Consider the following 24008-nt stretch of genomic DNA (forward strand, 5'->3'; position numbering starts at 1 on the left):
AACGCCCCCTATAAGTACCGCCATCCAGTGAAATTTTTATACGCAAGAAATAAGAAATCAAAATTGATCCAAATTAGATCCTTTTTAAATCATTAAATTAACATTTGTTGCAGGTCGCTTTATGTCTGATATTCGCGCACCCGGAGGGGGTAATTTACAAAAAGGTATTGTGGTAGGTGATACACGGCTCACTAGAAAGCCCCCTGTGCCAACAGATAGATTGACGGGGAAACATGCAATAGATGCGTGGCACTCTAACCTTGGCATTATGTGGGAGCGAAAAACGTTCTCGGCGGAAGACTTTCCGCTGCTAATTTCTTATTGCAATGCTATTCAGCGGGTAATGGCCATTGATGACGAAATTGGGTCAGATCCCCTTAAGTTCGTGAGTATCACAGCCAGTGGAGGTGAAAAAGTGCACCCGCTAATCACTGCGCAAAATGTTTATATCTCGCAAATGCAAAAATTGGGTGATCGACTTGGCTTAACTCCAATGGCGAGGGCGCGCTTGCTAGGCGCTGGCGGGAAAGACAATAAAAATGATGGGGATGAGGAATTTGACGAGTTTTGACGCGTAAGAGGTTTCTAGCGTTCCTATTTTAATGCTGTTCATGTAGTTTTCTTTGGGGTTAGCGGATATGTCAAAAAGCCGCAAAAACAAAAAATATGCCCCGCCCAATTACAACAATGTAAACACTGCCAACAAATATGCCCGCGATGTCGTTTCTGGAAAGATTGATGTCTGTAAGCTGACGCGCCAAGCGTGCGAGCGCCACTTAAATGATTTAGAGCTATCCAAAGATAAAGACTTCCCGTTTAAATTTGATCGGGACAAAGCAGAGCGTGCGTGCCGGTTTATTCAAAAGCTACCGCACACCAAAGGTAAATGGCGTAAGCAAAAGCTAAAAATCACTTTGGAGCCGTGGCAGCGTTTCTTTTTTATCAATGTATTTGGGTGGGTAAGAAAAAGTAATAACTTGCGGCGATACCGTGAGGTTTACTTAAAAGTGCCGCGTAAAAATGGCAAATCCATTATTGCGGCGGGCTTGGCGTTACTTGGTTTCTGTGTCGATGGTGAAGCGGCACCCGAGGTGTTTTGTGGAGCAACCACCGAAAGTCAGGCTTGGGAGGTGTTTAAGCCCGCAAAGCTCATGGTTGAAATTACTAGGGCGTTGCGCAAGCGTTTTGGGATTAGTGTTCACGCTAAAAAGCTAACGCTAAGTGATGGGGCGGTATTTCAGCCTGTAATAGGTCGCCCGGGGGATGGATCTAGCCCCCACATAGCCATTATTGACGAATATCATGAACACCCTACGTCAGACCAATACGATACGTTTGACACGGGGATGGGGTCTCGGGACCAAGCCATGATGGTGGTGATCACCACGGCGGGGTATGTCATAGATGGCCCATGTTATGACATGGAACAGCGCTGCGTGGAAATGCTGCAAGGCGCGGAAGATGATGCGCTCTTTGCGCTTATTTACGGTATCGATGAGGATGATGATTGGACTGATCCCGCGGTATTGAAAAAAGCGAACCCAAATTATGGGGTCAGTATTGGCGCTGATTATCTGTTGGCCCAGCAGCAAAAAGCCATTAACCGGGCGAGCTTCACAAATAGATTTAAAGTGAAGCATTTAAACATGTGGACGACCGCGAAATCCGCCTATTTCAACATGGAAAGTTGGAAAGCCTGTGAAGACAAAAACCTGAAAGTGTCTACTTTCAGGGGTAAAGACAGTGTTTTGGCTCTTGATTTGGCGCGTAAGCTGGATATGAATGCCGGGCCGCGTCTGTTTTGGCGGATCATAAAGGGGAAAATACACTGGTATTGTATTAGTCCTATGTTTTGGGTCCCTGAAGAACAGGTGTTCAATAACGAAAATCTGGCGCTTGGAGAGCGCTATCAAAAATACGTTGAACAGGGGTTTTTAGATGTTACTGACGGGGCCGAGGTTGACTTTCGTCAAATTAAAACGGACATAGAATCTGCTCACAAAGAAGCTCCTGTGAGAAGTGTGCCCATTGACCCGCACGGCGCAACCAATTTAAGTCATGAGTTGATAGATGATCTTAATCTGGATGTTGTCACTATTACGCAAAACTACACCAACTTATCTGATCCCATGAAGGAATTAGAGGCTGCGATTGAAGCGGGCCGCTTCCATCATGACGGCAACCCCATTATGACATGGCATATTTCCAATGTTATTGGAAAGCACTTGCAAGGTAATGATGACATTGTACGACCAGTTAAAAATAGAGCGGTGAACAAGATAGATGGAGCCGTGGCGTTAATCATGGCCATCGGTGAAGCGATGATGTTAATTCGTACGCCCACAAAAGAAAGTGGATCAATTTACGACAAGAAGGGGGTCGGATGTTAAAGAGAGTAAAAGCCTTGCTTTTTACCATCCCTTATCAACAAATTTTTGGATGGTTTATGGGGTGGTTAGGTGTTGGTGCAATATCTTATGGTGCAGGTCAAGTATACCCGCCCGCGTTTTGGATCACCGCGGGGGGGTTTGCCGTAGCGCATAGCTATATCACAGCCCGTGCAATTGCATTTAAGAAGGGGCAATAATGTTCTCACCCAGTCAATTTAACAAAAGCACTTCGGGCAGCTCTTCACCATCGTTTCTAGGGTCGTTCATTGGTGGGGGAGGTCGCACCGCGACAAGTGGCGAGGTGGTTAACGCCACAACGGCAATGAATAACAGCCCCTTAAACCGCTGTGTCACGTTAAACGCAACATCTTTAGCGCAACTGCCTTGTGTCTTGTATCGTCGCCAAGATGGGGGGGCTAGGGAGGAGGCGACTAAGCATCCGCTTTATGACTTACTGAAGAATCAGCCGAACCAAAAAGACACCGCCTTTGAATACTTTGAAACGGGTCAGGGTCATTTGGGTTTGGGTGGTAATCACTTTGCCCTTGTGGAGCGTGAAGAGGACTTCAGTGTTAAAGAGCTTATTTGGGTTCACCCTAATAAAGTCCAGACATTAAGAGGCTCGGATGGCCTGCCTTACTATCGTTTGCTCAATGGTGAAGATGAGGGCGGGGGGCAAGTCGTTGGGCGCGAAGTGATGCACCATGTCAAAGGGTTCAGTTTAGATGGGTTCACAGGCGCGTCTCCGCTTCAGTTGGCCCCTGATGCAATTGGGCTTGCTTTGGCAACTGAAAAGCACGCAAGCGCGGTTTTCAGTCAAGGTACGACAATGAGTGGCGTTATTGAGCGCCCAAAAGACGCGGAGCCAATAGATACGCAAGACGGCATTGATAGAGTTATCAACTCGTTTGAGGCGCGCCATTCAGGCGGCATACGCAACAAGTTTAAAGTTGGGTTGTTGCAAGAGGGAATGACCTATCGCCAAATGGCGATGACCAATGAGCAAGCTCAAATGATAGACGCGCGCAAATTGAGCGCGCTAGACATTGCGCGTTTATACGGTGTGCCGCCGAGTATGTTGGGGCTCAGTGATGGCGAGTCTTATAAGAGTGTCGAACAAACCACATTGAACTATTTAATCTATGGAATGATGCCGTGGATCAGGCGCTGGGAAATGGCAATGATGCGTGATTTGCTTTTGGCAAAAGAACGTCAAGAGCTGTACATAGAATTTAATGTGTCTTCACTGATCAGAGGCGACATAGCAACCCGTTACGATTGTTATGCATTGGGCCGACAAGGGGGCTGGTTAAGTGTTAACGACATTCGCAGAATGGAGAATTTACCTCCCATTGAAGGTGGGAATATTTATCTTTCCCCTATGAATATGGAAGAGTCAGGGCGGTTAGCTGAGCGCAAGAAAAAGCGCCAGCAAGAGAAGGGGGAGCTAACAGCATCACAGCAGCAATTAGAGGAGATTAACGATATATGCAATTAGTAAATTATCCGAACCTAGCGCAAATGGTGTTTAACACGCCATTGATGGCAAAAGACACGCTTGCCGAAGCTATCGCGGGGTTTATGGCCCCCAGAGTGTTAGGGCTTATCTCTGGTGATGCGAAACTCTCAGCGAAAGAGCCACAATCCTACCCAATAGGTGATCCCGAGGTTGGCAACCAAATCACGGTGATCAAAGTACATGGGATTTTGGTTCCTCGTGCTGGGGTGATCAATGCCTGTGAAGAGTTGATGTCTTATGAGCGGCTTCAAAATCAGATTTCTAGAGCGGTAAATGACAGCAAAACATTGGCCATTGTTTTGGACTTTCAATCTGGTGGGGGATCTGCACAAGCCGCGTTTGAGTGTGCGCGATTTATTAAAAATGCCTCAAAGACTAAGCCAATACACGCCATTATTAACTACAACGCATTTAGCGCGGCTTATTTGCTTGCCTCTGCCTGCACAGATATTTATATCAGTGACACAGGGGGGGTGGGGTCAATTGGTGTTTACTACAAGCGATTAGACCTTTCTAAAAAATACGAGCTGGAGGGAATTAAAATCCACACTTTCAGTCGAGGGGGCACTAAAACATTTGGTCATCCCGACATAGAGATCAGTGATGAAGAACGGGAGGCAACTGAGGCATCTATGGAGGTTACGTATCAGATGTTTGTTGATTATGTTGCCGAGTTTAGAGGGCTAGAGCGTCAAGCCGTCATCGAGACTGAGGCCGATACCTTTTTGGGGAAATCATCCATTGAGATAGGTCTGGCAGATCACCTTATGACCCCTCAAGAGGCAATCAATACAATTGCCGCCAAGCTAACAAAAAAAACATCTAGAAGCATTCGTGCACAGGCAGCGCTCGCCGCGCTGTAAATTAAAAACAAGTTTAAACAAAGCCGCTAGTAAGCGGCTTTTTTTATGTCTGCGATATAGGAAAACCAATGAAATTTAACTTAAATGACTTGCGCGAAGCGTTAAATCAAAAAATTGAAAAAGTTCAGGCGCTGGCTGACATTGAGGCAAGCGAGGGGCAGCTGAATGAAGACCAGCTATCGAATTTTGACACGCTCATAGCTGAAATTGCCGAGGATAAGGCCAAGCTCAAGCGTGCTGAAACCGCTCAAGCCTTGGCTGCCGGAAAAGCAACGCCTGTAGGCATTCAGAGCGGCCCTGCAATCCACACTAAGCCAGAGTTACAAGAATACAAGGGCGCGAAGTTTGCCCGTTTGGCGATGTCCGTTGCGGCGGGCAAGGGTAATCTCAGTGATGCGGCCTACTTCGCGGAACATGAAATCGGGGATAAAGATGTGGCGATGGCTGTGACCACCGCCGCGGATTCTGGCGGTTCATTAGTTCCTGAAAACTTCGCGGATGAACTGATAGAAATGTTAACCCCTAAAAATGTCGTCAGGAAATTAGGGGCAAGGGTGATTGATTTGCCCAATGGTAATTTAACCATGCCGCGCCAAACAGGGGGCGCACAGTCTCACTATAAAGGGGAAACCCAAAAAGGGAAGGTATCAAAGTCAAAATTTGGTTCTTTGAAAATGACGGCAAAAGAACAGATCACACTTGTACCAATCTCGAATAGATTAATTGGTCGCTCAGGGTATAGAACTGAGCAGCTTGTTTTAAATGACATGGTAAGAGCCACCGCTGGCGCGCAAGATAAAGCATTTTTACGTGGGGACGGGTCGAATGAATCTCCCATTGGTTTACGTAAAACGGCCCTAGATGCGGGGCGTGTCATTTCGTTTTCAGGTGAGATCATTGCGACCAATATTGATGAATACTTGGGGGCACTTCTTTTAGCGTTAGAGGAAGCTGATTCAAATATGGAAACTCCGGGGTGGGCGCTTGCGCCACGTACCGCGCGATTTTTAAAAGACTTGAAAAACGCCAGTGGTAAAAACCAATACCCTGAAATGGACAACGGGTTTTTAAAGGGGTTGCCTTATGCAACCACCAATCATATTCCGGCTGATTTGGGTCTCAATGGGAATGAGTCCGAGATTGTACTGGCTGATTTTAATGATGTGCTCATCGGTGAAACAGGGTCATGGCAGGTGGACTTTAGTACAGAGACTGCCTATGAAGACGAGCACGGGAATATACAATTTGCATACCAGCAAAACATGAGCTTACTACGTCTTGTCAATGAAAATGACATCGGCTTTAGGCACTTAGAAGGCTTGATTTTAGGGGATAAAGTCACCTTTAACTCAACACACTACCTCAACCAATAACCTTCATTGAATTAGAAAAAATAGGAATCGCAATGGACAATAACGACATTAGAGAGCAGTTGTCGGAAACACTGATCAACCCTGAACCTGCCGTGTTAGAAAGCGTCACCCAAAACCTATCTGGGCTTGATTTGGCGCTTGCCCCTTTTGTGGTCAAGTTGATCGCTGGGGACTTCAAAGAAAAACCGAAAGTTTCAGAGCTAGAGGTGGAAATGTGGGGCGAAGATGGCAAGCCTAAAAAATTAAAGCCCTCTTCAAAGCAGCTTAGCGAAGCGTGGGCGTTTGTGACTAAAGAACAATCCCAACTAGATGATTCAACCAGCTTGGATCAACCTACTTCTGAGGCGGCTGAAATGGTGGGTATCGTGTTTGTGCAGTCTTATAAAAGCTATGTGAGCGGCGATAAAACAAGGCGCAAGCGTGATACGGCGCAAGAGCTGGTTGACGCTGGGATAGCTGAATTTATTTAAGCTTGTTTTAGAGTAAGCCAAAGCCGATAGGTCCTGATCTACCTATCGGCTTTTTTATTGGGGGTATTTATGTTTGTTTCATTAGAAGAAGGTAAGCGCCAGCTTGGCGTAACAGACACTTACCGTGATGAACAAATTAAGGGGCTTTTAAACTCGGCGGTTGGGATTGTTTGTTCGGAGATTAGCCGAGATATTTACATGACCAGCGCTGAAGTCCCTGAAAACGCAGTGGACGCCATTGTTTACGAAGAACTAACGGAGGTTAAGCAGTGGAGTTTAAAAAGCGCTGTATTACTAATGCTGACAACGCTATGGGTAAGTCCCGAGGCTACAACGGAGAAGCCGCCAGAGCAATCTCTTGCGTTTAAGGCGTCAATAAAGCCGTTTAAGCGGGTTTTTGTGGGGTGAGCATGAGTAATTTTAAACGATTGTCTCCAGCAGATAAAACTACCCGCGCAATGATGTTGCGCACCGAAAGTGTGCAGGGGGAGTTTGGTTCAAAGAAAACCTTCATCACGCACAGTATCGAATGGGGTAAGTTCAGGCAGCACAGCGGCGGCCTGATCAATATTGCATCGCAAGAAGTAACGGCGGAGCGCACCACTTTTTACTGTGATTATCGTGCGGACCTAGCGGATATAGAGTGTATCCAAGTGCATAACGAAACGTACCGAGTTAAGCACGTTAACAATATCGAGCAAAGAAATTTAACTTTAGCGTTTGAGCTGGAGTTAAACCAATGACGGAAATGTGGGGCGGGGTTGAAGGGTTTGCTGAGCTTGAAAAAGCGCTCGCAAGTCTGGATTCGAGCGTGGCCCCCAAATCACTTCGCAGTGCCTTGAAAGCCGGCGGTCAAATTTTAAAAGGGGCTGTTGAAACGGGCGTGACTCAAAATTTTGGGGTAGACACAGGGTTGCTTGCTAACTCAGTACGCATGAAATCCACCCTAAATAAAAAACAGACGCACAAACTGTATGACGCTGCGGTGTATGTTGGGGTCTACAACGTTAAATCGCTTCAGCAGCAATCGGGCTCAGACATTCCCGCGGCCGTGTATGCCTATTGGTTGGAAACAGGAGTTAAGCCCCACGACTTAAACCTAAATTCCAAACGTTCCCGCGGCAAAGTTGGGGACGGGGTGAACGGGTTTCACCCGGGCTTTGCAGGGCAGCCGTTTATTCGTCCAGCGCTCTTAAAAAATGATGACCGGGTAATTAATACAACCCGTGCTGAATTGTCTAGGCGCATTGATGCAGCACTTAAAAAGGCGGGGTAATTCATGCTTGAAAAAGCCATAACCGAGTTGCTTTTTAGTCAAAGCATAACGGCGTTGTCGGTTGGCGGCGTGCATCACAATGTTATCTCCGAGGGGGGCAATTATCCCGCGCTGAGTTACCGCGTCATTGCATCAAGACCAGATCATACCATTGACCAAACCGGCCCTAGAAAAGCGGCCTTTGAAGTGCAAGTGGTGGGGGATGATTTGGCGAAAATAGGTGCATTGACGGCCGTTATTCAAAACCTCTTGCCGTCCTTTCGCGGCGTGTTCGGCGGGGTTCAAATTGGCGGCATTGTCGAAACTGAAGAAACGCCCACATTTGACAGTGGGAGCGGCATTCATCGCCGCATTTTAAATTTTAACATCTCATATAAGGGGTAAATATGTCAGGTTCATTACCAGAGGGTACACAATTTTTCATTGCGGATGGTGCCGGAGACGCTGCAAATATGGTGCTTGTAGAGGGCTTTGATGACATTGGCCAACTTGGACTGAGTTATGAGCTAGTTGACTCTACAGTCTTATCAGACACGTCAAAGCGACATGTAGTATCAAAGCGCGCCAGCGAATCGGAGCGTGATTTGATTTGTCGTTATGAGCCCGATGATGAGGGTCAAAAGCAAATCATTGCGGCGGGTAAAGCGGGAGACAGACGTAAGTGTCAGATCCAGTTGCCGGGCGCTTTGGCAAAGTGGGAATTTACAGCGCTTTTTGTAAAAGCCGTCATGCAAAAGCCAGAAGCGGGCAAAGCAATGATGCTATTAGCTAAAGTCGCAATTGAAACAGAAACAGCAGGAGCAATCTAAACATGGCTAAATTTGATAAAAATGCGTTTTTTAACGCAGTTGGAATTGGTGAAGTAACCACATTTGATGTAAAAGGCTTTGGTCCAGTGCACATCAAACCGCTGTCTATCTCCGCGCGTGAGAGGCTTGAAAAAACGGTGCTATCAGAGCAAGACGAAGAGGCCAGTTTTAGCGCAGCCATCATTGCGCACACGGTATGTGATGAGGACGGCAAGCTGGTTTTCACACCTAGCGATATAAAAACGCTAGGCGAGAGTCATTCTGGGGCGCTAACGCCGCTACTCGCTGAGGTCCAAAAAGTGTGCGGGATTCAAAGCGATGACGTAGAGGAGGCGGAAAAAAACTAAAATCTGACGGCTTGCAGGCGTTTATCGTCAATTTAGCGCTAGAACTAAATTGCCTGCCGTCAGAACTTAAGCAGCGGCTAACTTATCCTGAGTTAGCCCAAATCATCGCTTTCAAAAACCTTCAATTAGACCAAATTAATCAATCTGCCGCGCCCTCTAAGTCTCGCATGACTAACGAGCAGGCAGAGGCGTATTTGATGACGTCATTGGGAGCCAAAAAAGTTTGAGTACATTAGCCAGTCTTAACCTAATGCTGGGCGCTAACTCCACGGTGCTACGTAACGAGTTAAAGCGCTCGGGTAAAGCCACCGCTGAGTTTGTCAAATCAGCTAAAACACAATTGGGTTCATTAACGCGGGTGACGGCCAGTGCTGCCCGCAGCATTGGCACAGGGTTGGCACAAGGCTCGATTGCGCTAGGTGCGGGCCTATTTGCTGTTGAGCGCACCTTAAAATCAATAGAAGATGTCAGGCGTCAATCTGCCAATGTTTCATTGCCAGTGACAGAATACCAGGCATATGCGTTTGCGACCCGCGCGGCGGGGTTAGAGTCCGAGCAATTTGGGGATGTCATAAAAGACCTCAGCGCCAAAATCACCGACTTTGCTCTAACTGGTGGCGGCGCAATGGCGGACTTTTTCGCTCGAACGGGGCAAGATGTGCGCGAGTGGGAGCAGATGAACCCCGCGCAGCAGTTTGAACGGTTTGTTGAAGAAATTAATAAACTGAGCAGCAGCGAGGCGCTGTTCTTTCTCGATGAGATAAACGACAGCGCAGCGCAAATGTTCGGGACGTTAGTCGGCAATAAAGGCGAATTTGCGCAAAATGTAAATCTGGCCAAAGAGCTTGGCTTAGTCATGAGCACAGACGTTATTGCTGGCGTCCAAAGTACATACAGTGAAATAAGTACACTCAAAGCCATGTTAGGCGGGCTTTGGAGTCATACAGTGGCCGCGGCTTCCCCTGCTTTTAAATATGTCACTAAAGAGCTGCAAGCGTGGCTAAAAGAGGCCGCTGCCGCTGAGGGTGGCTTTGCGAACCTCGGTAAAAGTATTGCGATGTCAATCATTGGCAGTATGGAAACGGCAACCCAGAGCATAAGCACCATGTTGTATGATGCGCAAGTGCTCTCTTATAAAGTGCTGGGCCAGCATAAAGGCTGGTATGTAGCGCAAAAGCGCAATCTCAGGAATTTAAACAGTGAGTACGAAGCACAAGAGCAAATCTTGCAAAGTCTCACAAAAGAACATGAGTTCGCTGAGCAAGCCTTAAGTGATCACGCTGCCGGCGCACGAGCTTTAACACAAGACGAGCAGCGCCGCGCTAAATCCGTGATTGCTCGCTATGATTTAGAGCTAGGTAAGCTCGGCGCAATCGGGTTTAACCTTGAAACCTTGGGCGCTCAAGTTGACGCGTTCGAAGACAAAGAGGGTATCGCTAAGCCATTTTCCGGCGCACTTGAAACGTTGCGTCAGTTAAAGGCCGAGGTGAACAACACACAATTCACACTAGACAGCCCAGAAGTTCAAGATGTTGAATCACCCAGTTTTAAGCCCCCTTCGAGTGTGGGGCCCATTGATAACCCCTATGCAAATCAAATTACCCAAGCTGAGGAGTATTTTCAGCTAAAGTCGCTCATGTCTGAAAATAGCTGGACGCAGGAGCGCGCCCAGTTGCAAGTAGAACTTGATGCGTACAAAGCCGCGAACGCAGAAAAGCGCTTGACAGATAGAGAGTATTTTTTACTGAAAGCCAAGGCGCAACAAGAATACGCGGAGAGTATAAGCACCACTGAAAATCCATACGCTGCACAAATTGAGCAAGCGCAAGAGTTTCACTTAGTGACGCAAATGATGCGGGATAACGAGTGGAGCAAAGAGCGCGCCTTGCTGCAATTAAAAGTGGACGAATACAAGCTGGCCAACGAGCAGAAATTGCTGAATGAGCAAGAATACTTAATGTTGAAGTCACAAGCTGAACTTGAGTACGAAGCCCAGCACGGCGGCTTTATGGCTCGATTGCAAGAGCAGGTGCAGCAAACGACGAGCAATTTTGACTTGATGTGGGGCAATACGTTTGACCGCTTCACGCAAGGTATAGGACAAAGTGTGGCTAACGCCGTCATGACGCAGCAGTCATTTAGTGACTCAATGAAAAATGTCATGCGGGGGGTTGTACACAGCACGATTGCCGCATTGACCGAAATGGCCGCCAAACGTGCTGCGGTCTGGGCCATGGAAAAGTTATTCAATAAAACCTCTGCGGTCAGTGCGGGGGCAGTCATGACAACACAGGCGCAGGCGATGGCATTAGCCGCGGGTATGAATGCCTTTGCGAGTACCGCCGCGATCCCAATTGTCGGCCCCGCATTGGCCCCCGCTGCAATGGGCAGCGCCCTTGCAATTACACAGCCGATGGCCGCCGCCATTGCAGGGCTCAGCGGCGGCATGATGGGTATGGCGCACAGTGGTATTGATTACGTGCCAAGAGAAGGCACATGGCTACTAGACAGGGGGGAGCGTGTTTACACGCAGCGCAGCGCTACCCAAATCGATCAGATGTATCAAGACATTGCCACGTTAAAAGCGCAACCCGCCGCCGCTGGAAATACGCAAAACGTACACGTTCAATTCAATGTCACCGCCACGGATACAGGCGGCTTTGACAGATGGTTTGAGCAAAACCGCATTGACATTATTCAAGACATTCAAGAACACATAAACACGCCGTTGTAACTATGAAATTATGAAAGTATTAGACAATCAATTCATTGCGCCCCAAAAGGCGCAACTCGAAAGCGTGAGTGAAACAGATGTTGATCCCACGCATGGCGGCTCGCAATACGCGGGCCAAATTGGCCATCCTCACCAGTGGCGATTAAAAATAACGACGCCACCCCTAGAGTATCGCGCTTTAATGGCGTTGTTCGCTTTTTCGGTCTCGATGCGAGGTCGGCTTAACGTATGTCAAATACAAAACCCGCTCCCATTGCTGGGGCCGGGCCTTGGTGAGGCGGCTTCGGTTCGAGAGCAAGCCGAGCAATATAGTGACCAAATCAAAGTACAGGGGGCACCAGCCTCTTTATTTCACGCCCTTTTACCCGGCGACTTTGTGCTGTTCGTCGGGGACCCAAAAGCCTACATGGTGCAAAACGTTGTAAACGTTAATTCTCAGGGGTTAACCACGATTTCAATTAGCCCGCCCTTGCGACAAAAGGCCCCTGTTGGTCGGCGGGTTTGGACGGCAGATAAAGTGCGCTTTCAGATGGCGCTAAAAACAGATGTGCAAAAACTGAATCTCGATGCCACGAATAGAACTGGTCTGCAAACCTTAGTGTTAGATTTTGAGGAGCGCTTATTGTGATTGAATTAAATTCAGCGCTGACTGACGTGCTAGAAAATGGCGGCGCACATGTGCATCTCATTACGATTGAATTAGCAGAGGGCACATTGTATTTCACAACGGGTACAGAGCGCTTTGAATATGGCGGGGTGACGTATCAAGCGGGGCATATCTCCAGTATTCCCCAAATTGATCAAACTGGGGAGCCCAGAGTGGGGGCCGTAAACCTGACTTTTCATGCGGTCACTGATGATTTAAATGCCGTGTTTCTGGCTTCTAACTATGTAAACGCCCCCGTCAAAATTGAGGTTGTCTATTTCTCAAAGGCCTGTGAGGTGGTGGGTGTGCTCCCTATTTACAAGGGTCGGATAGCAAGCAGGTCGGGCAGTATATCGCTTGATAAATCCACGCTTACTTTAAAAGTTGCTTCACATTGGGCCGATTTTAAGTCCTCCCCAGGGCGACATACCAACTTAAACAGCCAGCAAATGTATTACCCAGACGATAAAGGCTTTGAATTTTGCGGCCTGATCCAAGAAGACATCGAGTGGGGGCAAGGGGATAGCAATCAATACTCAGTCGCAGGAAGCGCCGTAGGTGGCGGCAGTCGGGGTAGTGGTGCAGAGCAGCCCTACGAAAAGCATTAAATAAGAAGTATTCACTATGAAATTTATTAAAAATATTCTTAGCGGCGCAATTAATTGGCTCATTGATGCGCCTGAGCAGCCTCAAAATGAAAGACAAGCCCGTGGCGCTAGGGTATCTAAACCCAGTAGTAATGATGCACTTGATGTGATTTACGGCAATGTCAGGGCCAAAAAGGGCACCATTGTTTTTAAGGCCACAAACGATGCTGACGGCGATGAGGTGCCCAATGACCTGTTACATTTAATCATTGTGTGGGGTGAAGCGTGCACCAGTATTGACCAAATATATTTGGGTGATACGCCGATTGATGACGATAGATTTAAAGTCAGTACAGGTGGTTGGTGGGCTCAAGCTCAGCATTTCCCGAAGGGCATGGATGGGTATCAAGACCCATATTTAATTCATGCAGGCTGGGACCCAGTGGCCAAAGCTCACCGCCTTGATGATGTGGCGTGTAGTTACATTAGGTTGGAGTGGTATCCGGGAGAGAACGCGCCCTTTTCTGGCGAGCCAGACATCAAAGCGGATATTACCGGGAGAAAAGTTGAAAACCTTGTCAGTGGCGGAATGCATGCCAGTTCAAACCCCGCTGAATGTCTGTATGATTATCTGGTCAATTTCCCGTATGGCAAGCGCCTAAAAAGCGGTGATATTGATAAAGAATCTTTTGTTCGGGGGGCAAAGATTTGTAATACCTTGGTGCCCGTTCATCAAGACGCAACGGACAAAAAAGCCCTGTTTACGTGCAATGTGCAACTAGACACAGATAAGACGCTACTAGATAACACCAATATATTACTATCTGGTATGCGTGGCTCGTTGGCGGAAGTGAACGGCCAGCAAATGCTGGTGATTGAGCAAGATGATCCGCCGGTTGATAAACCGATTTTGCAACACCATTTTGTTGATACTCTTAAACATGATGATCCTGATAAGTCCAAGCGATTTAACCGGGTCATCGTTGAATTTGACGATGAAGACAAGCGCTACAGTGCGCAGCAGGCCGTGTACCCTGAGCCTGACAGTGAGTTGTACGCAGAGTGGTTAGCCAAAGATAACGGGGAATTGCTAGAAAAGCGGGTAAAGTTCCCCACCATCACCAACTACTATGAAGCGCGCCAAATGGCGCGCTTATTGGTTATGATCTCGCGTGAAGCGTTTGCGCTAGAGTGCACACTTAAGCCAATTGCCATGCGATACGTGATCGGGGATGTTATCCCTGTTTTTCATGACAAGCTTGGGCTTGAGGGAAAACCGTTTCGCTTAGTTAAAAGCACGCGTCTGTCCAGTGGGTTTTATAAAGTAACTTTGCGTGAGCACCAGCCGTATATTTACAACTGGCTAAATGGGAATGTCCGCCCGCCTATTCCCGATACTAGTCTTCCCAATCCGCGTAACGTGTCAGTGCCGACCGGGTTCACTGCGCAGCCGGCAGACGATGGCCAGCTATTAATAAAATGGCAATCCCCTTACCCGGTGTTTGGGATTCAAGTCTATAAGTCCAATCGCATCATTTTTACAGCAGAGACGACACAGCCAGAGTATTTATTTACTGCGCTGGATGCGGGCAGTTATGAAGTTGATGTGAGGGCACAGTCTAACCTCGGCTTTTTTTCAAAATGGGTTACATTTACATTTGATATAATGCAGCCATCGCTACCCACTGTATCAATCGATAGTCGCAGCTATAACACGTTATCATTCAAAGCGTCGATTGCGTATGCAGGTATTGGGACTGTGTTTGAGTGGCAACGATTGGGTACAACGGGTGAGACTCCACAGCCCTCATCGATTGCGCAAGGTCATGTTTACACAACTACGGGCCTACAGCCTGAAACATCATATGATTTTCAGGTTCGCGCTAAAAACCCCGCTGGCCAAAGCGCTTGGTATCAATTTAGTGCGAGTACGGGCGAAAGTGATTTGCTCGAACACATTGAGCGCATTCCGCTGACTAAATTGAGCGAAGAAGCTCAAAATCTGATTAATGATCTGAACACGCAGGTTGATAGATTGCGGCCTGAAACTCAGAATAACCTCCCTTCTATCGTTGCTAAAAACATCGAGCAAATTCAAGGTTTGGAGGACGTTACAAAGATTTTAGATAGCTCGCTTGTCGATGGCATACCAGCCCAGCTTAAGCTGAATGAAATTAAACTCGATGAGACAGCCCTTTCTCTTTTAAACATGCAGAAAAGGGTATTTGATGTCACCGCTGGCTATACAAACTTTCGTAATGAATACGAGCGCAGAGCGTTAAACAATGAGCGTTTAATTGATGCTGCGGTATTTGTCGATGCTGAATCGGGCACTATTGTAAATCGCGCGTTTTCTTACACAGACAAGCAATTCAGTGAAGCTCAGACCAAAATTGATGGAGTGAACGCGCGCATTAGCTTAGCGTCCCGTAGGATTAGTCATTCAGAAGATAAACTCTCGGATGCTACTGCGCAACTTGAGCTACAAGCTGGGCAAATCAAGCAACGTACAACCCATGCTGAAGTTGATGCGCATATCGCAGGGGCTTTGTCGGCGCTGACGCCAGCGTATAGCTGGCAGTTTAATAGTGGGCCTGAAGGTTTTGTGGGCTTTGAAAGTCACCATGCCTTAGGATACTTAGTTTGTCATGGCACGCTTTCTAGTCCTGTAACAGCTCTTGATGCACTTGAAAATCCCATGTTTAGAGTGAGAGTGAGGCGTCACCCGGACAAGCCATGGTTTGGTCATATCCGCTTCAGTGGGGGGGAGCTGTTCTTACCAGTGCCGGCAGGCCATGACTGGGAAGTGTTGCAGATCGACGCAACGGGCACCGCAGGTTACACGGGCGTCATAAAATGGCTGCAATTTTCGCTCGGGTACTGTGATGTTGATTTTATTGAAATCGGCAAGCGCGGGGCAAATGATTTAGCGCTGGCAGACATTACAGCTCGCACGACAACAATTGAGCAAGATTTAGATGCAGGAACGGGGCGAATGACGCAGTATGCATCGACTGCGTGGGTTCTAAAAAATGGCTATCAAACACAGAGCAATGTACAAACGCTAATTGACTCGTTTAACGCACAATATGGCATTAGTGCGGCTTTGCAAGAGCTAAACGAAAATGATGTGATAGTCAAAGCAAACGCGGCGCAGTCGTGGATTGATGGCGCAAATTCAGCGATTCGAGACCAAGTTATTCATTATCTAAATGAAGACAACGGCGTGAATCAAAAGTTGGCCACGGCAGAGCAAAACATAGATGCTTTATCGGGTGAATTACAGCAATCTGTAACGCAGGTTCAGGGCATTCAACTTGAATTAGAAAACCAAAGCTTAAATCAAGTGCTTGAAGAGTACGACAAGCTGTTACGCAATAAAGATTTAGCGGAACAGTCCGTAACGCTTGCGCACGCCAGTAATCAATTATCTGCGGTCACAGATGAAGTCAGTGCGTTATCAACGCAATCTACGGAATTAGTCGCGCTGCACAATCAAAGCGCTGCGGGCCTCGACAGTTTGGGTCGTGCGTTTGCGAACGAACGCCACGCGAGCAGTGAACGCACAGAAACGTTACGCGCTGAAATTACAAGTGAAGGACATAAATCTGTTGCACAAGCTAAAGAGTTTACACGAGCAATCACCGGGCATTGTGTTGACAGTGAGGGGAATCGCACTGATGTGCACGATGCAGTGGCTTGTGAGGCTAGCGGCTGTACGTGGGTAGATGGCCCCGTTGTTGAGCGTTCTGTCAATCTTGCGGCCCTAAAAGTCGATGAAAAAGGCTATCAAACGTCTAGCCAAGTAAATCAGGCTATTTCTACGTTTGATGCTAGTCATGGCATTACCGCAGCGCTCCAGTCTTTTGATGAAAATGGAACGTTGGAAAAGGCGAACGCGGCCTCTCGCTTTGTCGCGGGGGCCGAAGGCTACATCAAAGACCAGATAACCATCTTCAATGCCCAAGAAGATGGTGTAGATGAAAAGTTCTCAAATGTATCCGAAAAACTCGACGCGATAAAAGGGGAAATTAATCAAAGTGTTTCACAAATACAAGGGCTTCAGCTCGCAAGTGATGAAAAGGGGCTAGACGAGGTTTTATCTGCTTATAACGCATTGCTAAAAGACAATGATTTACAGCAATTAGATGTGAGGGTGGCAGTTGCTCAAGAGCAATTAAAAGCAACGACAGATGAACTTGAAAGTGTTGCAAGTCACACGATAGAGCTTGGCGCTTTTTACGAACAAAACAGTGCTGTGATTAACACAGTTGCCAAAGCATTTGCGAGCGAAAAACGCGCCAACGTAAGTCGGGACGAGCGCTTTGCGGCTCATACGCGAACAACGACAGCGGCGTTTAGTGATGTAACAGAGGCATTTGCTGAACTCGATAGTGCCAATATCGCCCGTGATCAAGTATTTTCTGCGTTTGCTGCCGATGCTGAAGCAGCGCTACAAGAGTCAACGCGCCTGATCTCTTCGCTGAACTTTGCGCTGGTAGAGCAGCGGCAAGACTTAATTGCAAAAATCGAGAAAGACGATACAGCAACACTTGCAAGCGCCGTTAGCTACACCCGATCAGCGGTGGGATATTGTGTAAACGAAAATGGCGATATTACAAACGAAAATGACGCGGTGTTATGTGTCTCAGCGGGTCACAGTTGGATTGAAGGGCCGATAGCTGAGTATGTGCGAAATCTACGGATTGAAGATGCGACAGGCAATGCTGCGAGTATTTCAGATATACGACAAGCCTTTCAATCCGAAGATGGGCGGCTTTTAGCCCGTGGGGGCTTTCTCATCGACAATCAAGGCCGCTCGACAGGCATAGTCGGGTTGAATGATGGGCAGGTGGGCAACCTCGATTTGGTTGGTGATGTCATCCGCCAAGGCGTCATGGTTGACGGTGTTTTTGTTCCCACATCATACATAGATAACCGCGACCCAGTTAACCCTGTACACGTCTTTCGTGGACGTATAGAGCTAGGGGATTTCACGATTGAATCTGAGAGAGATATTCGCGGCCTCGATGGTGTTGATGGTGTTGATGGTGTTGATGGTGTTGATGGTGTTGATGGTGAGCCCGGCGCTAAAGGTGACAAGGGCGACAAGGGCGATAAAGGAAATAAAGGAGATAAAGGAAATAAAGGAGATAAAGGAAATAAAGGAGATAAAGGAGATAAAGGCTCAGCAGGCGCAAACGGCTTGAATGGTGCGCGAGGTGCAGGCCGTTTTGTCTCTACTACGACATCCGGTGCCTGGTCTGACTCCGTAGCTCATGCAGCTTGCACAGGCGGTCGCGCTGTCGTTCATGATGTGGTTACGCTGTATAAAAGTGGCGACCCTACAATTCAGACAACTAAAGCATGGATTGGGGGGCGGTGGCAGCCTTTCTCGCTGCGAGTCCATGGGAATCAGCTTGTTGATGGCACTGTGGTAGCTAATGAGCTAGCAGCAGCGACAGGAACTTTTAGCGGAACGTTGAATATTACTTCAGATCACCAAACTGCCGAGGTCTTCAAAATCCGTTCATCGTCTAACTACAGTGCAGGCCACATAAATAACACAGGTAATTCTGTTAACGCCACGCCGATGAGGCTGTTTAGTACAAATGGTGATGGCTTAAGGGTGACCGGCGGCAATTACGCAATCAACGCAAGGGTGCACGATGGTACGGCGATTTATGTTTCCGCTTATGACCATGGGGCAACTGCTCTTTGGACACGCCTTAAAGTATATGCAGGAAGTGGTTTTAAGCCCTTCACAGGCGTGCACGAGGGGTTACTTCCAATAGGCGTGGAGTTGGTGCCGGGTGACATCGTTTGCGATTCGCATTTAGTTAACATAGCGGATGATTCTAACGCAATATTTGAAATGTTCCCCTCAACTCAAGCAGAACAGCGCGGAGTGCGTGGGGTTTATGTGAGTAGGCGACCCCTCACAAATCAGAACAAACCAGCGGGCCTTCAGGGCTTTAAAGGTGGATTGCGCTTCGAGGAATACAAACATACACACGATGTTATCGAACTCAACGCGGTAGGTGAGGGGGCGCTTAATGTGTGTGGTCAAAACGGAGACATTGAGGCAGATGACTATCTGTGCGCTAGCGACAAACGCGGCAAAGCAATGCGGCAAAATGACCCAGACAATGAGCGAAAATTCACTATAGCGCAGGCCCGCCATGCGGTGACATTCACATCCCCAGATCAAATTAAAAAAGTTGCAGTAATTTATTTAAGAGGATAACGAGATGACTTGGTTCAACTCTGCAAGTTCTAATGCTACCAGCGGTAGCAATGTTGTGAAAATTGATGATAATCAGAGTGTTGCTAACATTAGGCCAAGTGACGCACTGGTGTTGGGTTCATTCGGACCCGTTGAAATTGCAAAAGCATATGCAACGCCAAACGGTGTGTTTATCGAGCTTATCAAGCCGTGGCCAAATGCGACACAAAGCCAAGTGCCTTGTGTCGTGCTGCCGACTTCTGGAGACTTCAACGCCGCAGTTTCAGCACTTAATAACGCATCAAAAATAGTTAATGACAACTATAAAACCATGGTTGATTGGCAAACAAAAACCGGGTCAGTGCAGTTTAAAGATTTGGACGGAAATACGCACACAATCAAGACTCTTCAGCAACTGCAAAGTGAGATCGCAGCAGTGAACCCTTACCCTTGGGCAATGCGTAAAGTCGAATTTGAAGCGCGCAGGCAGCAAAACTTAGAAAAGTATGCTGCCTCGGGGTCTGTGAATATGGGGTTGCATATCGACATAGCGAGCAATCCCGCCGCAGGTGAGGGGTTATGGACGTGGTTAAGCTCACCAAACCTTATGTCATTAGGTGTTGCTGAAACTGACTCTGGTGGCCAAGGTAGATCAAAAACAAAGCATTCAACCTTGCACATCTCGGGCTTGCTTTTTGATTTAAAACAACTGTGTCATATTAATTATGTTTTTATAAAACTCCCGCCCGCAGAAGACGGCACGCGCACGTATGATAGCGCGACGGGGATTCCAGTGACGCATAGCTCACCTTCAATTGCGTTTGCGAGTGAAACGGCAACGAACAAAGTGGTTACTGACCGCGTTGATATGTGGGGTTTTGAAAGTGTTCTTCGCGAAATTAACGACAGCGACCCTTTTGTATATAGACATGGTTTGATTCAAAGCCGCGCCCCAAACATCAATGGTGTTACAACATCTGATGACAATGTACGCCAGATTGAATATTTTGCATGGTACGAGGGTGATACAACGAGTCGTGGTAGAGGGGTAAACTGGCAAACTGCAACCGAAGCACAGCGCATGGCAATAGCCTCTGACCCAGCCAACAAGATTTATTTTGATGACGCAACGGGCAAGTTTTATCAGCAATGTGTGCGTGGTCGAAGTTTTGCTGGTTTGGGTAATGGTGATTGGTTAAATTCAGGTGAAAATTTAAATTATGTTATTGGTTTCGATGCGCACAATACATCAAGAGTACCTGCTCATGGAAAAATGGATACTGCCGAGAAAAATCTAAGCGCTTCAAGTGGCTTCTTCTCGGCGCTCAGTAATTATTCTACAAATCCAGCAGATAAAGGCGTTTACACTAGCCAGAGGAATATTTCTGCATCTAGCGATGAGTTGGTGTATTTCTTGCCGTGTGGCACTGTAAATCGATTAAATAAAGGAGCATACCACCTAAGCTTTAATAAGTTTGGCACGGCTGATTTTTGGAATAAAGATAATGCAACTAATGGTTCAGCCAAATGGTTTAGCGAACATTCAAAAAGTGTCTCAAATACGGCTCAGTGCTTTGATTTTGGAGACTTTGGCTCTAATTCCCACACGAATGCTAATTTTGGGAAAATGGGTAACACACATACAAACGGAAGGCCAGACGGTCGATTTTATGATGTGATTTACGCCAGCGGCCAAGGCGGCGTGTGTCGTGATATGCGTTATAGCGCAAAACGTTTGAGCTTAGAGCAATTTGCAACGCATGACTTACAGGTCAAATCAGGTGACTATCGAGGCGTTGAACGTTTGCGAAAATTTGCACCAAAGGAATTACATACTACTGTGTATTTTTATTCAGCGGTACAACGCAATTTTGTGTTGTATGGCTCAAATATTCTTGCAGGTAATGAACTCGCGATTGGTGACGTATTTTGGGTTAAACCGAACGGCACTAATAAGTTTTATGCCGCAAGAATAACCAAAGGATATGCCTCTTACATTACAGCTAATTTACTAAACGAACAATCTCACCCGATTGACGATGGTGCGGCGGCGGGTTCATCTCTCACTGCGGAATATTGGATGCCGCAGTATATCAATACCTCAATTGCTTATGAATATGTGCGCACAGATGTGATTGGGCCGCCTGCAAACATTCTATTATGTGAGGCTTTAAAAAACGGTTGGGTTGGCGGTTGGGTACCAGAGATACCTAACAATAACGTCAAAGAATACCCGTTTACTGCGCCAGTAAATAGCTTTTTGTCGTGGGGTAGCACTGACGACAATGGCACTACGTGGACTATGGTTAGCACGGCGCCCTCAAATTTCGATGCAGCTAATAACGCCAGAACATTTAGCAAGACTCTGAACCAAATTTACATTTACAACTATACAACAAAAGCGAAGGTAACTAAGCCTGCGAACAGCGCTGTTGTGCATGGCGCAAAGCATGGGCTTGGGGACGTTTTTGTATCTAAATCTTACAAAGCGTCACACGGGGCATTACTAGGTTATAGTTTAATAAACAAAGTCATGACGTGCGCCGGCCCTGAAACGCATAAAGAGTATGCTCTTTCATCATCTGCGTTGAAAGATAAAAAGCTGGATTTTGCAATGCACGGCCCAATCGACTTAACACCTCCCACTAATAACGGCCCTGCATTTAAAGCTTTGATCTATGTAACTAAACATAACGGTCAAGCATTTTTTAACTATGCATATACAGAACTAGATCACAACGGTACTGACTGGGGTGATGATGGTGTAATAAACAATGTAAATGCGCAATCAACTATGCCAGATGATAACGGTAATGATGTCATTTTTGGCGCTGCGCAAATCACACAATCACTGGGGTGGATTTAAAATGACAAACAAACTAGACGAAATTTATGAGTTTATTCAGCTTGAGAATGGTGAGCCTACCTTAAATGAAGATGGCATACCTGCTTTGGTATCAAGGCCCCCTGTGCGAGATTTAGAGCGGCTTATTAAGCTTGGGAAAACAGAGGCACTTGAAAAGCACGCTGAGCAACACGTTCAGGCTGCGCGGTGGGATTTTGCAAAACAATACATTGACTATCTCGAAGAGTTATCCGGCGTTGAGAAATACAACGATAATTTGCCTATCGTTGGTTATGACGAAAGTGGTAATGAAATAAAAGCAGAGCCTAAATTATTACCGACAGAGCCTACAGCCTCTTCTGTAAAAACAGTGGATGAGGTTCTAAAACCGTTTGAGCATAAATTGATGAAAATGGCGGGGTTCTTCTTTAATGAGATTAATTGCTCAATTTCCGAGTCAGACCAGAACGGTATAGAAATTGTTCATAGTCGGTTCAAAGAATTGAAAGGGAAAGGTATTGAATTTAAGCCTTTCCCTTTCTTTTTGGAGAATGGAAAGCATGTTGTTATTGAAACCGAGGATCAATGGCTAGATTTCCGCGAGAAATTTTGGGGCGCGAGAGAAGCGTACATGTATGCTAAGACTGGCATTAAAAGTTAGTCATTATTAACTGAGGTTTGATGGAAATTCAACAAGTGTTGATAGTGTGCCGAAGTGCTCCGCATAATACCCCTTAAGAAAGCGATGAAATGGAGTGCTTTTATAAATAAAGAGATCGACACTAACACGTATTGTGTTTATAATCAGAATTATCACGAGATAACAGTTTGTTATCTTAAATAATTTTAGGCAAAAAAAAACCGTTAGTTGGCGCTAACGGTTCTTTACGGTAAAAGTAAAATCAAAATCAACAATAAAGTTTGTCGAAAAAAGCGAATTTAACTTTAACCAAATCAACGTTGATTTTACTAAACCTTATATCACCATGCAATATTTTTGGTTAAAAAATGGATAGTAATACAAAAATAATCAACGGATTAGGCTATTGTAACAAAGCCAGAAACCCAAACCCTAAATTTGAAGAGTCAAGATCTTATGCTCCGCCTCCAAAATTTGTCACTGATCTAGTTGAGCAAGCAAGAGAAAGAGATTTATTGCATAGTGATGTGGCTATGTGGGCAAGAGCAAACAGTGAAAGAAAAAAGGCATATTATCCAGATCGAGTTAAGTCTATAAGTGAATTGATAGTATGCTTTGCGCGTCACGTAAATATTTTAACTGGTCAAGTTCAGATTTCCCTGAGAAATGCCAGCGATGCGTGTGGCCTTACCACGACTTCTAAAGCTGAGTTAGAAAAAGCGAAAAAAGATCCCCTTTACACCCCTAAAGTTTCTATTTCTCGTGCGAGCCGTGCGTTCAAGGATATGGTTGAGGATTTGTGTATATTGAATGCTCCTAAAGATTGGCAGGTCTGGGATGAGCAGCGAGGGCAGTGGATTGATAAAGTATTTGAAGTGACGCCGCTATTTTTTAAAATGCTTGGTATATCCCCTGAGCGATTAGAGAAAGTAAGGCAAAATCGGCTTAAGTATTTGTCTAAGAGAGCCTATTTAAATCTCACCGAATCTGAGTTGCTGTCCCTTAGCTCAAATGAATTGAAAGCCCTAGAAAGGCACGCCTACAGGAAGAAGGTTTTTGCTCGCAGAAAGAATGCGCAAGCATTGGCTAAATTAAAAAGACAACTACACGGAAAAACTAGAGAGCAGCAACGAGCAATAGCCCAATCTAGGGTCATAAAAGAGTTAAGTAAAGACATTCTTTGCATTTCTGATCATGTATTTACTAGCATGGTAAATAAAGAGCTTGGATTTATAAGAGAGATCACTGGTTCCCCACCAGAAGATTAACTACATACATTGGTA

The 24008-nt window shown here is 46.5% G+C and carries 21 protein-coding genes; all 21 read left to right on the forward strand.

Going from position 1 to position 24008, the window contains the following annotated elements; all coding sequences use genetic code 11:
* Window positions 1-121 precede the first annotated feature (121 nt).
* Window positions 122-571, forward strand: coding sequence for a phage terminase small subunit P27 family (locus AC2CZC_RS26830; RefSeq protein WP_484585788.1), 450 nt, complete (start codon window positions 122-124; stop codon window positions 569-571).
* A 67-nt stretch (window positions 572-638) separates the two neighbouring features.
* Window positions 639-2390: a terminase large subunit gene (locus AC2CZC_RS26835; RefSeq protein WP_484585789.1), complete on the forward strand. Its 1752-nt coding sequence runs from the start codon at window positions 639-641 to the stop codon at window positions 2388-2390.
* A complete protein-coding gene (locus AC2CZC_RS26840) occupies window positions 2384-2587 on the forward strand; it encodes a hypothetical protein (RefSeq protein ID WP_484585790.1) in 204 nt (67 codons plus the stop codon). Before AC2CZC_RS26835 ends, AC2CZC_RS26840 begins: the two co-directional genes overlap by 7 nt.
* On the forward strand, window positions 2587-3888 hold the full coding sequence (locus tag AC2CZC_RS26845) for a phage portal protein (RefSeq protein ID WP_484585791.1): 1302 nt from the start codon (window positions 2587-2589) through the stop codon (window positions 3886-3888). The genes AC2CZC_RS26840 and AC2CZC_RS26845 overlap by 1 nt, the downstream gene beginning before the upstream one ends.
* Window positions 3879-4772 carry a S49 family peptidase gene (locus AC2CZC_RS26850; RefSeq protein WP_484585792.1) on the forward strand — a complete coding sequence of 298 codons (894 nt, stop codon included), beginning with the start codon at window positions 3879-3881 and terminating at the stop codon, window positions 4770-4772. Before AC2CZC_RS26845 ends, AC2CZC_RS26850 begins: the two co-directional genes overlap by 10 nt.
* Window positions 4773-4840: 68 nt before the next feature.
* The gene (locus tag AC2CZC_RS26855) at window positions 4841-6145 is read left to right on the forward strand and encodes a phage major capsid protein (protein WP_484585793.1); all 1305 of its coding nucleotides are present in this window, start codon (window positions 4841-4843) and stop codon (window positions 6143-6145) included.
* Between the two features lie 32 nt (window positions 6146-6177).
* Window positions 6178-6615, forward strand: a complete 438-nt coding sequence (locus tag AC2CZC_RS26860) for a hypothetical protein (RefSeq protein WP_484585794.1) — start codon at window positions 6178-6180, stop codon at window positions 6613-6615.
* A gap of 69 nt (window positions 6616-6684) precedes the next feature.
* Window positions 6685-7023 carry a hypothetical protein gene (locus tag AC2CZC_RS26865; RefSeq protein WP_484585795.1) on the forward strand — a complete coding sequence of 113 codons (339 nt, stop codon included), beginning with the start codon at window positions 6685-6687 and terminating at the stop codon, window positions 7021-7023.
* Window positions 7024-7025: 2 nt separating this feature from the next.
* Complete coding sequence (locus tag AC2CZC_RS26870; RefSeq protein ID WP_484585796.1) at window positions 7026-7358, forward strand: hypothetical protein; 333 nt, start codon at window positions 7026-7028, stop codon at window positions 7356-7358.
* The gene (locus AC2CZC_RS26875; RefSeq protein WP_484585797.1) at window positions 7355-7891 is read left to right on the forward strand and encodes an HK97-gp10 family putative phage morphogenesis protein; all 537 of its coding nucleotides are present in this window, start codon (window positions 7355-7357) and stop codon (window positions 7889-7891) included. Before AC2CZC_RS26870 ends, AC2CZC_RS26875 begins: the two co-directional genes overlap by 4 nt.
* A 3-nt stretch (window positions 7892-7894) precedes the next feature.
* Window positions 7895-8275 carry a hypothetical protein gene (locus tag AC2CZC_RS26880; RefSeq protein WP_484585798.1) on the forward strand — a complete coding sequence of 127 codons (381 nt, stop codon included), beginning with the start codon at window positions 7895-7897 and terminating at the stop codon, window positions 8273-8275.
* Between the two features lie 2 nt (window positions 8276-8277).
* The gene (locus tag AC2CZC_RS26885; RefSeq protein WP_484585799.1) at window positions 8278-8700 is read left to right on the forward strand and encodes a hypothetical protein; all 423 of its coding nucleotides are present in this window, start codon (window positions 8278-8280) and stop codon (window positions 8698-8700) included.
* Between the two features lie 2 nt (window positions 8701-8702).
* Entirely contained in the window at window positions 8703-9047 is a 345-nt protein-coding gene (locus AC2CZC_RS26890) for a phage tail assembly chaperone family protein, TAC (protein WP_484585800.1), read from the forward strand.
* Window positions 9048-9058: 11 nt separating this feature from the next.
* Window positions 9059-9274: a hypothetical protein gene (locus AC2CZC_RS26895; protein WP_484585801.1), complete on the forward strand. Its 216-nt coding sequence runs from the start codon at window positions 9059-9061 to the stop codon at window positions 9272-9274.
* Window positions 9271-11781, forward strand: coding sequence for a hypothetical protein (locus tag AC2CZC_RS26900; RefSeq protein WP_484585802.1), 2511 nt, complete (start codon window positions 9271-9273; stop codon window positions 11779-11781). Before AC2CZC_RS26895 ends, AC2CZC_RS26900 begins: the two co-directional genes overlap by 4 nt.
* Window positions 11782-11791: 10 nt before the next feature.
* Complete coding sequence (locus tag AC2CZC_RS26905) at window positions 11792-12409, forward strand: hypothetical protein (RefSeq protein WP_484585803.1); 618 nt, start codon at window positions 11792-11794, stop codon at window positions 12407-12409.
* Window positions 12406-13035, forward strand: a complete 630-nt coding sequence (locus tag AC2CZC_RS26910; RefSeq protein WP_484585804.1) for a baseplate hub domain-containing protein — start codon at window positions 12406-12408, stop codon at window positions 13033-13035. The genes AC2CZC_RS26905 and AC2CZC_RS26910 overlap by 4 nt, the downstream gene beginning before the upstream one ends.
* A gap of 16 nt (window positions 13036-13051) precedes the next feature.
* Window positions 13052-19261 carry a phage tail protein gene (locus AC2CZC_RS26915; protein ID WP_484585805.1) on the forward strand — a complete coding sequence of 2070 codons (6210 nt, stop codon included), beginning with the start codon at window positions 13052-13054 and terminating at the stop codon, window positions 19259-19261.
* Between the two features lie 4 nt (window positions 19262-19265).
* Window positions 19266-22106, forward strand: coding sequence for a hypothetical protein (locus tag AC2CZC_RS26920; protein ID WP_484585806.1), 2841 nt, complete (start codon window positions 19266-19268; stop codon window positions 22104-22106).
* 1 nt (window position 22107) lies between these two features.
* Window positions 22108-22746: a hypothetical protein gene (locus tag AC2CZC_RS26925; RefSeq protein ID WP_484585807.1), complete on the forward strand. Its 639-nt coding sequence runs from the start codon at window positions 22108-22110 to the stop codon at window positions 22744-22746.
* A gap of 347 nt (window positions 22747-23093) precedes the next feature.
* On the forward strand, window positions 23094-23993 hold the full coding sequence (gene repA / locus AC2CZC_RS26930) for a plasmid replication initiator RepA (RefSeq protein ID WP_484585808.1): 900 nt from the start codon (window positions 23094-23096) through the stop codon (window positions 23991-23993).
* Window positions 23994-24008 lie beyond the last annotated feature (15 nt).

It is taken from the genome of Pseudoalteromonas sp. MMG033 (assembly GCF_057197785.1).

What these genes read in the sequence shown, in the direction of transcription:
- AC2CZC_RS26890 (WP_484585800.1), top strand. Translation starts at nt 8,703, where the DNA reads ATGGCTAAATTTGATAAAAATGCGTTTTTTAACGCAGTTGGAATTGGT.
- AC2CZC_RS26880 (WP_484585798.1), top strand. Translation starts at nt 7,895, where the DNA reads ATGCTTGAAAAAGCCATAACCGAGTTGCTTTTTAGTCAAAGCATAACG.
- AC2CZC_RS26855 (WP_484585793.1), top strand. Translation starts at nt 4,841, where the DNA reads ATGAAATTTAACTTAAATGACTTGCGCGAAGCGTTAAATCAAAAAATT.
- repA (WP_484585808.1), top strand. Translation starts at nt 23,094, where the DNA reads ATGGATAGTAATACAAAAATAATCAACGGATTAGGCTATTGTAACAAA.
- AC2CZC_RS26830 (WP_484585788.1), top strand. Translation starts at nt 122, where the DNA reads ATGTCTGATATTCGCGCACCCGGAGGGGGTAATTTACAAAAAGGTATT.
- AC2CZC_RS26925 (WP_484585807.1), top strand. Translation starts at nt 22,108, where the DNA reads ATGACAAACAAACTAGACGAAATTTATGAGTTTATTCAGCTTGAGAAT.
- AC2CZC_RS26840 (WP_484585790.1), top strand. Translation starts at nt 2,384, where the DNA reads ATGTTAAAGAGAGTAAAAGCCTTGCTTTTTACCATCCCTTATCAACAA.
- AC2CZC_RS26870 (WP_484585796.1), top strand. Translation starts at nt 7,026, where the DNA reads ATGAGTAATTTTAAACGATTGTCTCCAGCAGATAAAACTACCCGCGCA.
- AC2CZC_RS26915 (WP_484585805.1), top strand. Translation starts at nt 13,052, where the DNA reads ATGAAATTTATTAAAAATATTCTTAGCGGCGCAATTAATTGGCTCATT.
- AC2CZC_RS26920 (WP_484585806.1), top strand. Translation starts at nt 19,266, where the DNA reads ATGACTTGGTTCAACTCTGCAAGTTCTAATGCTACCAGCGGTAGCAAT.
- AC2CZC_RS26885 (WP_484585799.1), top strand. Translation starts at nt 8,278, where the DNA reads ATGTCAGGTTCATTACCAGAGGGTACACAATTTTTCATTGCGGATGGT.
- AC2CZC_RS26865 (WP_484585795.1), top strand. Translation starts at nt 6,685, where the DNA reads ATGTTTGTTTCATTAGAAGAAGGTAAGCGCCAGCTTGGCGTAACAGAC.
- AC2CZC_RS26875 (WP_484585797.1), top strand. Translation starts at nt 7,355, where the DNA reads ATGACGGAAATGTGGGGCGGGGTTGAAGGGTTTGCTGAGCTTGAAAAA.
- AC2CZC_RS26905 (WP_484585803.1), top strand. Translation starts at nt 11,792, where the DNA reads ATGAAAGTATTAGACAATCAATTCATTGCGCCCCAAAAGGCGCAACTC.
- AC2CZC_RS26835 (WP_484585789.1), top strand. Translation starts at nt 639, where the DNA reads ATGTCAAAAAGCCGCAAAAACAAAAAATATGCCCCGCCCAATTACAAC.
- AC2CZC_RS26845 (WP_484585791.1), top strand. Translation starts at nt 2,587, where the DNA reads ATGTTCTCACCCAGTCAATTTAACAAAAGCACTTCGGGCAGCTCTTCA.
- AC2CZC_RS26850 (WP_484585792.1), top strand. Translation starts at nt 3,879, where the DNA reads ATGCAATTAGTAAATTATCCGAACCTAGCGCAAATGGTGTTTAACACG.
- AC2CZC_RS26860 (WP_484585794.1), top strand. Translation starts at nt 6,178, where the DNA reads ATGGACAATAACGACATTAGAGAGCAGTTGTCGGAAACACTGATCAAC.